The organism is Pantoea eucrina (assembly GCF_001691555.1).
GTDB classification, from domain to species: Bacteria; Pseudomonadota; Gammaproteobacteria; order Enterobacterales; family Enterobacteriaceae; genus Pantoea; species Pantoea borealis.
The window spans coordinates 2,492,862-2,505,248 of record NZ_MAYN01000008.1 but is presented as its reverse complement, the minus strand read 5'-3'; the positions used below and the strand labels follow the sequence as shown (position 1 = coordinate 2,505,248).

Below are 12,387 nucleotides of genomic sequence, written 5' to 3'. Positions count from 1 at the left end.
GTGAGCTAAAGGAGCGTTAACATGCGGATCCCGCAACGTTTTGCAGTAGTCGGGTGCGGTTTTATCGGACAGGTCCACGCCGCAAATATCGCCCGCCATCCGGGAACTGACCTGACGCTGGTTTGCGATACCGACACGGCGCGTGCAGAGAGCGTGGCGCGGCAGTATGGGGCCAGAAGCGTAACAAGCGAACAGGCGCTGGAGAGCGATCGGATTGATGCCGTACTGATTGCCAGCGCCACGCCAACGCATGCCGCACTGCTGGAACAGGCGGTACGCGCAGGAAAAGCGGTTTACTGCGAGAAACCCATCGATCTCTCCTTAGCCCACGCACGTGATGTGGTCGGACGCATTTCGCCCACGCGGGTGCCGGTCACCGTGGGCTTTAACCGCCGTTTCGATCGCAGTCATCAGCAGCTCAGGGCACAGTTGCGGGAGGGCACCATTGGTTATGCTGAGCTGATTCAGATGACCTGTCGTGCATCAGTGCTGCCATCCGCTGACTATCTGCGTGCGTCAGGCGGACAGATGCGCGATCAGGCGATTCACTTTTTTGATCTGCTGCGCTGGCTGACTGACGATGAGGTGACGCGCGTGGCGGCGATGGGGGCGGCGCTGGCAATGCCGGAGATCCGCAGCTTTGATGTCGATACTTCAGTGGTGATGCTGCAGCTGCAGAAGGGCGCGCTGGCACAGCTGGATAATAGCCGCCGCACCGCCTACGGCTACGATGAGCGCCTCAGCGTGATGGGCAGCGAAGGGATGCTGGCGTCAGAGAGTCAGGCTACGCGCGGGGCCACGCTTTATCAGGGCAGCACGATCCGGCAGCCGGGCCTGTATGCAGACTGGTTCAGTCGCGTGCAGGAGACCTACTATGCGCATCTGGACGCCTTTGTCCGTCATATCAACGGAGAAGAGGTAGCGGATTTGCCAGGGTTACTGGATGGCCTGCGCGCGCAGGCTATTGCGGAAGCCGCCCAGCTCTCACTGACGCGCGGGACCTTTACCGAAGTGGAACACGTAGCGATCTGAACCGTCTCTTTCCCCCTGCATCGCGCAGGGGGAAGTAATCCGCCATGCTGCAATCAGAGATTCAGCAGCTCGCGCTCAATCAGTTCGCGCGTTTCCACCGCCTGATAGCGCATCTTCTCCGGATAGCCAAAGAGGGCTGCTGAGATAATCGACTCACCGCCGACTTTGAAGCTGCGACGGGCAAAGTCCATTTCGCGCAGCGCTTCAAACAGCGCGTCGAAGTTTACCTCCCCTTCGCCGACCGCGACGTGCTGGTGAATGGTCGCGTCCACGCCGGGCGGATTCACAATATAGCGGCAGTGTTTGGTATGGTTCATGGTATCGGCAATCAGCATATGCGAGAGATCGTCACCGGCATACTGCAGCATGTTTTTCACATCCCCTTTGCCTTTGTCATAATAAAAGGTGTGAGGGGCGCTGTAGATATACTTCACGTTATCGCTGCGAAATGACTTTACGATATCCGCCGTTTCATTGCTCTCTTCGCAGAAATCCCACGGATGCGCCTGAATTTCAATGCGGATCCCTTCACGCTCGACGATCGGCAGCAGCTCTTCCATTGAGCGGTAGAACATCTCTTCACAGATTTCTGGCTCATTAGGATTGCCGGAGAGCTCGGTGTTGATAACCTGCACGCCCATTTCAACCGCAATCTCAATCATGCGCTTCCAGTTTTTTACCGCCGCCTGACGCCGCAGTTCGTCGGGTCCCGACCAGCGATAAACCGTAATGAATGAAGAGATTTCAGTGCCGGTGGCATTCAGCGCATTTTTATATTCGCGCAGGATCTCGCGGCTGGCTTTAGGGTGTTTATAAAAGGGATTGATCTGCGGATGAGGCGACTGCTCAATGTATTTATAGCCCCATTCTGCTACCTGATGCACCATCCGGGTAATGCCGAGATCCCGGATAACGTCCACGTCAAAAGCAATTTTCATGCTGTCTTTTCTCCTGCGCGATTCCGCTGCCAGCGTTGTTCCGGACAGGCGGAAGCTGATGCAGGACGCCAGGCAGACAGAGAGTGTATTTATCAGCCACTATAAGAAGAGACATCAGGGCGCTCTACGGTTTTACTGATGTAAAACCATCAGGACGGCACCGGGCACGGTGCGCAGGAAGTACAGGCAAAGCGGAATGAACAATGCAGAAAAGCAAAAACCCAGCCATAAGGCTGGGTTTTCTGAATTTTGGTGCCCGAACCCGGAATCGAACCAGGGACACGCGGATTTTCAATCCGCTGCTCTACCGACTGAGCTATTCGGGCAACGGGGCGCATTAAACCTTAATGGCCGCATATCGTCAACGGGTTTTAGCAAAAAAGCGCGCTATCCGTGACTGACTGCCTGCTTTTCAGGCATGTCAGCCGGTTTTCAGGCCAGCGCGCCGTTCTGACGACAGAGCGCAATGCTAAAGACATCTTCCGCCAGCCGCCGGGCGGTTGCCACATCCTGTACGTTGCGTTTCACCAGCAGTTTGCTCAGGCAGCCTTCAAGGATCAGTTCCATCTGGTCAGCCACCATTGCGGGATTATCCAGCGCCAGCTCAACCAGTATCTCATGGGTAAACTGCCACGAGTGGCGTTTCTGCTGCTCTGCCAGCTGGTGCACCGGCTGATCAGGCTGCGGATAGAAGCTGCAGGCAGCAATAAACAGGCAGCCGGGAAAACGGCCTTTGCTGACATACTCTGCCAGCACGTCATAGCGCGCCATCAGCTTTTGCGCGGGGCTGAGCCGCTCATCCAGCTGCACCTGACGTCGCCAGCTGTCGATCTGCTGACCGTGATAGCGCAGGGCATCATAGAGCAGCGCATCGCAGTCGGGCCAGTAGCGGGTCAGCTGTTCGGTGCTGAGTCCGGTTTCACCTGCCAGCTGTGGCAGCGACAGGGTGGCCGCCAGACCATGTTGTTCGAGCACATTCAGCGCATGCTCCAGAATTTGTTCGCGTTGCACATGACTCTCCTCTGGAATATCGGCCCGCTCGTCGATGAGCGGGCGGTGGCTGAACCAGTGTCGTTTAACGCGGCAGATTCTGCAAATGCGCGCGAAACGCTGCCGCACGCAGAAAGCCGCTGATGCGCGAGCCCGGGATCTCGCGGCCCTGCGCATCAAAAAACAGAAGGGTTGGTAATCCCGGCACCTGCAGCTGCTTCAGCAGGGCGTTATCCTGCGCGCTGTTCGCAGTGACATCCGCCTGCAGCAGCTGCACGTCAGCGAGTGCGCTACCGACCGCGGGATCGCTGAAGGTATACTTCTCAAACTCTTTACAGGCGACACACCAGTCGGCGTAGAGATCGAGCATGGTGATGCGCCCCTGCGCCTGCTGCAGCGCCTGCTCAAGCTCCGCGCTGCCGCTGATGCGCTTAAACGGCAGATGGGCTACGCTCTGACTTGCCGCGGCGCCAAATGCCCACTCCTGCAGCGGCCGCGCCATAATCAACGCTGCTCCTAACATCACCACCGGCACAACGCGCCACTTGCCGCGCGCATGCATGCTGTGAATAAATGCCCAGGCGAAAAACGCCACGCCAAGCAGGCTCCAGAGCCGCAGGCCCCAGGTATCACCGAGAATACGCTCCAGCAGAAATACCGGCAGCGCCAGAATGACAAACCCGAAGCCCTCTTTCACCGTCTGCATCCACGGGCCGCTTTTGGGCAGCAGACGATGCCCGTAAAGCGTCACGGCGATCAGCGGCAGCCCCATTCCCACGGCGTAGAGCCACAGCGTACCGGCACCGGCCCACAAATTTCCGCTCTGGGCGATATACAGCAGGATTGCGCTGAGCGGCGCAGTGGTGCAGGGGGAGCAGATGAGTCCGGCCAGCGCACCCATGATAAACACGCCGGGCAGCGAGCCGCCGCGCTGCTGATTGCTCCAGTGCGCGAGCCGCGTCTGCAGGCTGGCGGGCAGCTGCAGGGAAAACAGGCCAAACATTGACAGCGCCAGCAGAATAAACAGCAGCGACAGACCCGCCAGAACGTACGGATGCTGCAGCGCCGCCTGAAAGCGCAGCCCGGCAGCGGCGACCACGACGCCTAAAAGCGTGTAGGTCAGCGCCATGCCCTGCACATAGACCAGCGCCAGCGCCAGCAGGCGGCCGGTAGTGTAGCGGCGTGCGCCGCCAAGGATGATACCGGAGATCAGCGGGTACATCGGCAGGACGCAGGGGGTAAAGGCAACACCGATCCCGATCAGCAGCGCCCAGAGCGGAGAGAAGGGCAACGGCGCGGCGGCGGGCGGCTCAGTAACCGGCACGCTGCCGCCGCTGACGGCGCTCAGCGGAACGGTACGGCTCTCCGGCGGGTAGCAGAAGCCGGCTGCGGCACAGCCCTGATACGTTACCGTCAGCGTGGCACCCGCATCTGCCCGCTGCAGCGTGACCGGCAGCGTCACGGCCTGGCGATAAATCTCGCTTTTGCCGTAAAACTCATCTTCATGCGCTTCGCCGGGCGGCAGCGTCAGCGGAGCCAGCTGCGCGTGCTGAGCCGTAATCTTCATCTGCTGACGATAGAGATAGTAGCCGGGCCTGACCTGCCAGTTCAGCGTCAGCGTTGAGCCCCGCTGAGAAAAATCAAACTGAAAAGCCTGATCAACCGGTATAAAGCGGCTGGTGGATTTTGGCGCAAAGAGATCGGCCTGAGCCGACAGGCACAGCAGTAACGTCAGGCAGAGCGTCAGCAGGCGGGAAAGAGATGCAGCCATAACAGATTAATCAACTCCGGTAGTGCAGAAGCGGTGAGCATAACACGCCCGCTTCGGCACAGGATTTCACAATGTAACGGCGTCAGAGGATCAGACTGCCAAACAGAAAGCCAAACGCAACCGAGAAGGCGATGGCCAGTACGCCCGGAATGATAAAGGAGTGGTTAAAGACAAACTTACCGATTCGCGTCGAACCGGTGTCATCCATTTCTACCGCCGCCAGCAGCGTCGGATAAGTGGGCAGGACAAAGAGTGCTGATACCGCAGCAAACGAGGCCACTGCCGCCAGCGGCGAGACGCCGAGCATCAGCGCTGCCGGCATGAGCGCTTTGGTGGTTGCCGCCTGCGAATAGAGCAGGGTGGCGGCAAAAAACAGCACCAGCGCCAGCATCCAGGGATAGCGCTGCAGCATGTCGCCGGCCAGGCTCTGAATCTCACTCAGATGCGCTTTGACAAAGGTGTCACCCAGCCACGCCACGCCCATGACGCAGATACAGGCGCTCATGCCCGACTTAAACGTACTGGCGCTGAGGATCTCACTGCTGTCCACGCGGCAGGTGAGGCAGATCAGCGTCGCGACCGTGAGCATAAACACCACGATCGCTTCGTTACGCGGCAACACCGGGCTGGCGATCAGGCCCACGCTGTCGCTGATGGCGGTGGCATAGAGCACCACTGCTGCAATGCCGGTCAGAAACAGCAGCACGGCGCGCCGCGCGCCGTGACGGGTTGCAGAGACTTTTTTACCGCGCAGCGTGACATCGCCTCTGGCAAGCCGCGTCTGATAGACAGCATCATCCTTCAGCTCTGTACCGAGAAAGTTAGTGATCACCGCGGCGCAGAAGATTGCCGCCATGGTTGAGGGCAGCGCCACGCCCAGCAGCGCCAGATAGCTGACGCCGCGGGGTTCCAGTATGGAGGCAAAAAATACCACTGCCGCAGAGAGCGGAGAGGCGGTGATCGCAATCTGAGAGGCCACCACCGCGATAGAGAGCGGGCGCGATGGCCTGACGCCCTGTTCTTTGGCAACTTCAGCGATAACCGGCAGCGTGGAGAACGCGGTATGGCCGGTGCCGGCCAGCAGCGTCATCAGGTAAGTGACCAGCGGCGCAAGGAAAGTCACATAGCGCGGATGGCGGCGCAGCAGCTTTTCCGCGAGACCGACCAGGTAATCCATGCCGCCTGCAACCTGCATGGCAGCAATCGCCGCGATAACAGCCATGATGATTTCGATCACATCAAACGGGATCGCGCCTGGCTTCATACCGCAAACCAGCGTCAGCACCAGCACTCCCAGGCCGCCGGCAAAGCCGATACCGATACCGCCCAGACGGGCACCGAGCCAGATCGCCAGCAATACCACTGCCAATTCCACTGCTATCATCCGTTTCTCTCCTCAGGCTGCAGATCGCGCCCCCTGAATGTTGTCGTCGCCACATATAAAAAAAGCACGCCGTATTGTATACAGGCGTGCCCGGGACGACGTGATCGGAAACAGGTTACTGTTCGTTTTCGTCGGTATAACGTTTGGCTTTGTAGGTCGGATGCATCAGGTTCTGAACGGAGAAGATGTCATCCAGCTCCGCCTCGGTCAGCAGGCCGCGCTCCAGCACCACTTCACGCACGCTCTTACCGGTTTCGGCACAGACTTTACCCACGATATCGCCGTTGTGGTGGCCGATATAAGGATTGAGGTAGGTGACAATACCGATAGAGTTGAACACGTAGGCTTCGCAGACCGCTTTATTCGCCGTGATGCCGTTAACGCATTTTTCCAGCAGGTTGTAGCAGGCGTTGGTCAGGATGCTGACAGATTCAAACAGCGCCTGGCCAATCACCGGTTCCATCACGTTGAGCTGCAGCTGGCCCGCTTCAGACGCCATGGTCACCGTGGTATCGTTGCCGATAACCTTAAAACAGACCTGATTGACCACTTCCGGCACCACCGGATTTACTTTGGCTGGCATGATCGAGGAGCCCGCCTGCAGTTCCGGCAGGTTAATTTCGTTCAGACCCGCGCGCGGACCGGAGGAGAGCAGGCGCAGGTCGTTGCAGATTTTTGACAGTTTCACCGCCAGACGCTTCAGCGCTGAATGCACCATCACGTAGGCGCCGCAGTCGGACGTTGCTTCAATCAGATCTTCCGCTGGCACCACCGGCAGATTGCTGACTTCAGCCAGACGCTGCACGGCCAGCTGCTGATAGCCATCCGGCGTGTTGAGGCGGGTACCGATTGCGGTTGCGCCAAGGTTGACTTCCAGCAGCAGCTCGGCGGTGCGCAGAATACTGCGGGTCTCTTCGTTCAGCAGCACGTTAAACGCGTGGAATTCCTGTCCGAGTGACATCGGCACCGCATCCTGCAGCTGGGTGCGCCCCATTTTCAGGATGTTTTCAAACTCCACGGCCTTGCGCTGGAAGCCTTCGCTCAGTTGCGCAATCGCATCCAGCAGCTTGAGAATAGAGGCGTAAACCGCGATTCGGAAGCCGGTCGGGTAGGCATCATTGGTTGACTGGCATTTGTTAACGTGGTCGTTGGGATTGAGGTACTGATACTCACCTTTCTGGTGGCCCATCAGTTCCAGACCGATATTCGCCAGCACTTCGTTGGTGTTCATGTTCACCGAGGTGCCGGCGCCGCCCTGGTAAACATCCACCGGGAACTGATCCATGCATTTGCCGTTGTTCAGCACCTCATCGCAGGCCTGAATAATGGTATTCGCAATGTTGCGTGGGATCGTCTGCAGCTCTTTGTTGGCCAGCGCGGCTGCTTTTTTAACCATCACCATGCCACGGACAAACTCAGGAATGTCGCTGATTTTACTGCTACTGATATAGAAATTTTCAATCGCACGCAGAGTATGAACACCGTAGTAAGCATCCGCCGGCACTTCACGCATGCCTAACAGGTCTTCTTCGATACGAATGTTGTTCGCCATGATTACCTTCTTATTATTGCTGCTCTGATACCGCCACGCATCCGGCATGGATGGAGAGCGAATAACACGCAGGTGAAGCAATTATATTGTCGTGGAATACCAGTGCCGACATTTTATCCATCTTCGGGCTGGCGGGCACGATCATATTCTGTCACGACAGAAATGCTCGTACACAGATCACTTTACGGACATTTGCCCGGCGAGTGGTAATAACGATATGTGATGCATCTCTCACTTTTATGTCAAAAGGAAATATTTGGCCGGTACGGTTGAAATTCACCGCGCAGGTGCCCATCTCTGAACCTATGATCGTCACGATCGCTCTGTTTCTGCCGCCTGGCTTATCGCGAGGTGGCCCAACTCACAGGAGACACCGGTGCGCTGGTTACCGTTTTTACTCTTTTTTGCCCTGGCGTGGATTGAGATCACGCTGTTTATCCAGGTCGCTCATGCGCTGGGCGTGCTGATGACGATGCTGCTGGTGATTTTCACCTCCTGTATCGGTGTGTCGCTGGTGAAAAATCAGGGCATGAAAAACTTTATGCTGATGCAGGAGAAGCTGGCGCGTAATGAAAGCCCGGCGGCGGAGATGATCAAAAGCGTCTCGCTGATCATCGCTGGTGTGCTGCTGCTGCTGCCCGGCTTCTTCACCGATTTTCTCGGCCTGCTGCTGCTGCTGCCGCCGGTGCAAAAGCTCCTGACGCTGAGGCTGATGCCGCATCTGCGCGTCTGGCGCGGTCCGGGGCAGGGACCAGACAGCGGTGTAACGATGGATGGTGAATTTGAGCGTAAAGATCAGGATCGCATCGGTCACGATAAAGATCGCTGAAACAAGCGAGGCGGCGGAAGCCGCCTTATTTGTATTCTTTTTAAGCATTTGTAGCACAAACAAAAATTTTTTATTTTTTTGCCCTTGAAAGTCCCCTGTCTGCCCCCTATCTCTTCCTGCACGAGGCCGGAACCCTCAAGCCCGGCGTTCAACCCAAAAATGAATGATTGGACTTCTCAAAGGAGAGCTATCAAATGAAAATTCGTCCGTTGCACGATCGCGTTATCGTCAAGCGTAAAGAAGTTGAAGCTAAATCAGCAGGCGGTATCGTTCTGACCGGCTCTGCAGCAGGCAAATCAACCCGTGGTGAAGTTCTGGCTGTTGGCAATGGCCGCATCCTGGACAACGGCGAGATTAAGCCGCTGGACGTGAAAGTGGGTGATCTGGTGATTTTCAGCGAAGGCTACGGTGCAAAAACCGAGAAAATCGACAACGAAGAAGTTCTGATCATCTCTGAAAGCGACATCCTGGCGATTGTCGAAGCGTAATTTACGCGTAATTCACTGAACGAAACGAATTTAAGGGATATTTGAAATGGCAGCTAAAGACGTAAAATTCGGTAATGACGCACGCGTAAAAATGCTGCGTGGCGTGAACGTACTGGCAGATGCAGTAAAAGTTACCCTGGGCCCGAAAGGCCGTAACGTGGTTCTGGATAAATCTTTTGGTGCACCGACCATCACTAAAGATGGTGTGTCTGTTGCGCGTGAAATCGAGCTGGAAGACAAGTTCGAAAACATGGGCGCACAGATGGTGAAAGAAGTCGCCTCTAAAGCAAATGATGCAGCAGGCGACGGCACCACCACCGCAACCGTACTGGCACAGTCTATCGTTAACGAAGGCCTGAAAGCCGTTGCGGCCGGCATGAACCCGATGGATCTGAAGCGCGGTATCGACAAAGCCGTTATCGCTGCTGTTGAGCAGCTGAAAGCGCTGTCTGTACCTTGCCAGGACACCCGCGCAATCGCGCAGGTAGGTACCATTTCTGCTAACTCCGATGAGAGCGTCGGCACCCTGATCGCCCAGGCGATGGAAAAAGTGGGTAAAGAAGGCGTAATCACCGTTGAAGAAGGCACCGGCCTGCAGGACGAGCTGGACGTGGTTGAAGGTATGCAGTTCGATCGCGGCTACCTCTCTCCTTACTTCATCAACAAGCCAGAAACCGGCGCAGTTGAGCTGGAAAGCCCGTTCATTCTGCTGGCTGACAAAAAAATCTCCAACATCCGTGAAATGCTGCCAGTACTGGAAGCCGTTGCAAAAGCGGGCAAACCACTGCTGATCATCGCGGAAGATGTGGAAGGTGAAGCACTGGCAACGCTGGTGGTGAACACCATGCGCGGTATCGTGAAAGTGGCTGCGGTTAAAGCACCAGGCTTTGGCGACCGTCGTAAAGCGATGCTGCAGGATATCGCTATCCTGACCGGCGGTACCGTGATCTCTGAAGAGATCGGTATGGAGCTGGAGAAATCCACGCTGGAAGATCTGGGTCAGGCGAAGCGTGTCGTGATCAACAAAGATACCACCACCATCATCGATGGCGTGGGCGATCAGGGTGCTATCTCTGGCCGCGTATCGCAGATCCGTCAGCAGATCGAAGAAGCGACCTCTGATTACGATAAAGAGAAGCTGCAGGAGCGCGTAGCGAAACTGGCAGGCGGCGTAGCCGTACTGAAAGTAGGCGCCGCAACTGAAGTGGAAATGAAAGAGAAGAAAGCCCGCGTTGAAGATGCCCTGCACGCCACCCGTGCTGCGGTAGAAGAAGGCGTGGTAGCAGGCGGCGGCGTCGCGCTGGTACGCGTTGCTGCTCAGCTGACCGATCTGCGTGGTCAGAACGAAGATCAAAACGTGGGTATCAAAGTTGCGCTGCGCGCAATGGAATCTCCACTGCGTCAGATCGTGTCCAACGCCGGTGAAGAGCCTTCTGTTGTAGCAAACAACGTGAAAGCAGGCGACGGTAATTACGGTTACAACGCGCAGACCGAAGAGTACGGCAACATGATCGACTTCGGTATCCTGGACCCGACCAAAGTAACCCGTTCTGCGCTGCAGTACGCGGCCTCTGTGGCAGGTCTGATGATCACCACCGAGTGCATGGTTACCGATCTGCCTAAAGGCGACGCACCTGATTTAGGCGCGGGCGCAGGCGGTATGGGTGGCATGGGCGGTATGGGCGGCATGATGTAATTGCCCCCGACAGCGTAAGCTATCTGCGAAACCCCCGACCGGAAACGGTCGGGGGTTTTTCTTTTGCTGGCGAACAGGGTATAAGTAGGGACGCGATCTTTCGGCTTTGCGGGTTCAGGGCAATGAATGTTCAGAAAAAAAGTGCGCTTTTCTGCTACGCTGCCGCCCGACACTGATGATAATAAAATGGGGATTACAATGCGGATTAACCTCTTGCCCGGACTGGCAGCGGGCATCATGCTGCTGGCGGGTTGCAGCAGCTCAAATCAGCTGAGCGCCGCTGGCGAACGTGTCACGTTTGTCGATGAGCAGCCAGCAAGTCAATGTCAGCTTCTGGGCAACGTCACCGGCTCACAGAGCAACTGGCTGAGCGGTGCAGGCGGCGAAAACAGTGCATTACGCGGGGCTGCCAACGATCTGCGTAACCGGGCGGCTGAAATGGGCGGCAACGTTATTTATGGTGCCACCAGCCCGACGCAGAATCTGCTTTCTGCGTTCGCGCCGCTCGACAGCAAAATGACCGGCCAGGTTTACAAGTGTCCGTAAACGCGGCGCGATAAAAAAGCCGCTGATGCGGCTTTTTTTGTTTTTGATTTCGGTGGCTGCATGATTGCCATCCCCGGTAGCTGACCGGGCACGTTATTCCTGACGCAGCTGCAGGTCCAGCGGCGTTTTGCTCGGCTCACCGCCAATCTCACGCGCCAGTCTGGGGACCATATAGCCGGAGACCCGGCTGAGCAGCTGGCGCATCAGCGCGCGCGCTTCCGTATCTGAAACAAAGAAGTGGGCAGCGCCCTGAACTTTGTCGAGCACGTGCAGATAGTAGGGCAGAATGCCGGCATCAAACAGCGCGTTGCTCAGTTCAGCCAGCGTATCCGCATTATCATTGACGCCGCGCAGCAGCACGCTTTGATTCAGCAGCGTTACGCCCGAGCGCTTTAGCAGCTGCAGGCGCGCGCGCAGCGCATCATCAATCTCCTGTGCGTGATTGATATGGCTTACCAGCAGCACCTGCAGGCGGGTGTCAGCCAGCAGCTGACACAGCGTTTCCGTAATGCGTGCCGGGATCACTACCGGCAGGCGGCTGTGAATGCGCAGGCGCTTCAGGTGCGGGATCTGCTCCAGCGCCGCAATCAGCCAGGCCAGCTCATGATCTTTAGCCATCAGCGGATCGCCGCCGGAAAAAATAATTTCATCCAGCTCCGGGTGTGCAGCAATATAGTCAATCGCTGCCTGCCAGTTACGCTTGTTGCCCTGATTATCCTGATAAGGGAAGTGACGGCGGAAGCAGTAGCGGCAGTTAACCGCACATCCCCCTTTGACCAGCAGCAGCGCGCGGTTTTTATACTTATGCAGCAGGCCCGGCACCACGCTGCTCTGTTCATCCAGCGGATCGGTAGTGTAGCCCGGCGCATCGGTAAATTCCTGGCGGCTGGTCAGCACCTGCAGCAGCAGAGGATCGCCGGCATCGCCGTGGCGCATGCGCTGAATGAAGGCGCGCGGCACGCGCAGGGCAAAAAGCTGGCGTGCAGCGTGGCCGGCAGCCAGTTCCGGCTGCTGTTCGAGGCCTAAAAGTTGCAGTAATTCAGCAGGATCGGTGACAACATCAGCAAGTTGCTGCAACCAATCTTCTCTGACAGGGGAATTTAGGGTTACAATGTGTGCCATTTTTTTGGCTATTACCAGTTAATATCTACAGAGGGCCTT

General features: G+C 57.0%; 11 protein-coding genes and 1 tRNA gene. 5 read left to right on the top strand and 7 right to left on the bottom strand.

Annotated elements, in window-relative coordinates:
* Positions 1-21: 21 nt before the first annotated feature.
* Positions 22-1,032: a Gfo/Idh/MocA family oxidoreductase gene (locus BBA90_RS17915; protein ID WP_065650314.1), complete on the top strand. Its 1,011-nt coding sequence runs from the start codon at positions 22-24 to the stop codon at positions 1,030-1,032.
* Positions 1,033-1,085: 53 nt separating this feature from the next.
* Here the strand turns inward: BBA90_RS17915 and BBA90_RS17910 are convergent, their stop codons facing one another.
* From BBA90_RS17910 to aspA, 6 genes are all read right to left on the bottom strand, one after another.
* The gene (locus tag BBA90_RS17910; RefSeq protein ID WP_065650313.1) at positions 1,086-1,970 is read right to left on the bottom strand and encodes a sugar phosphate isomerase/epimerase family protein; all 885 of its coding nucleotides are present in this window, start codon (positions 1,968-1,970) and stop codon (positions 1,086-1,088) included.
* Positions 1,971-2,220: 250 nt separating this feature from the next.
* Positions 2,221-2,296 (bottom strand) — tRNA-Phe (locus tag BBA90_RS17905).
* A 106-nt stretch (positions 2,297-2,402) separates the two neighbouring features.
* Positions 2,403-2,981, bottom strand: a complete 579-nt coding sequence (gene dicD / locus BBA90_RS17900) for a division control transcriptional repressor DicD (protein WP_065650312.1) — start codon at positions 2,979-2,981, stop codon at positions 2,403-2,405.
* Between the two features lie 64 nt (positions 2,982-3,045).
* Entirely contained in the window at positions 3,046-4,731 is a 1,686-nt protein-coding gene (locus BBA90_RS17895; RefSeq protein WP_065650311.1) for a protein-disulfide reductase DsbD, read from the bottom strand.
* Between the two features lie 82 nt (positions 4,732-4,813).
* Positions 4,814-6,115: an anaerobic C4-dicarboxylate transporter gene (locus BBA90_RS17890; RefSeq protein ID WP_065650310.1), complete on the bottom strand. Its 1,302-nt coding sequence runs from the start codon at positions 6,113-6,115 to the stop codon at positions 4,814-4,816.
* Between the two features lie 115 nt (positions 6,116-6,230).
* Positions 6,231-7,667, bottom strand: a complete 1,437-nt coding sequence (gene aspA / locus BBA90_RS17885; protein WP_065650517.1) for an aspartate ammonia-lyase — start codon at positions 7,665-7,667, stop codon at positions 6,231-6,233.
* 376 nt (positions 7,668-8,043) lie between these two features.
* Between aspA and BBA90_RS17880 the strand changes: the two genes are divergently transcribed.
* From BBA90_RS17880 to BBA90_RS17865, 4 genes are all read left to right on the top strand, one after another.
* Complete coding sequence (locus BBA90_RS17880) at positions 8,044-8,496, top strand: FxsA family protein (protein ID WP_065650309.1); 453 nt, start codon at positions 8,044-8,046, stop codon at positions 8,494-8,496.
* Positions 8,497-8,690: 194 nt separating this feature from the next.
* Positions 8,691-8,984 carry a co-chaperone GroES gene (locus tag BBA90_RS17875; RefSeq protein ID WP_039382130.1) on the top strand — a complete coding sequence of 98 codons (294 nt, stop codon included), beginning with the start codon at positions 8,691-8,693 and terminating at the stop codon, positions 8,982-8,984.
* Positions 8,985-9,030: 46 nt separating this feature from the next.
* A complete protein-coding gene (groL, locus tag BBA90_RS17870) occupies positions 9,031-10,680 on the top strand; it encodes a chaperonin GroEL (RefSeq protein ID WP_065650308.1) in 1,650 nt (549 codons plus the stop codon).
* Positions 10,681-10,878: 198 nt separating this feature from the next.
* On the top strand, positions 10,879-11,226 hold the full coding sequence (locus BBA90_RS17865) for a DUF4156 domain-containing protein (protein WP_039385686.1): 348 nt from the start codon (positions 10,879-10,881) through the stop codon (positions 11,224-11,226).
* Positions 11,227-11,319: 93 nt separating this feature from the next.
* On the opposite strand, the gene epmB is transcribed toward BBA90_RS17865, so the two are convergent.
* A complete protein-coding gene (gene epmB, locus BBA90_RS17860; protein WP_065650307.1) occupies positions 11,320-12,348 on the bottom strand; it encodes an EF-P beta-lysylation protein EpmB in 1,029 nt (342 codons plus the stop codon).
* Positions 12,349-12,387 lie beyond the last annotated feature (39 nt).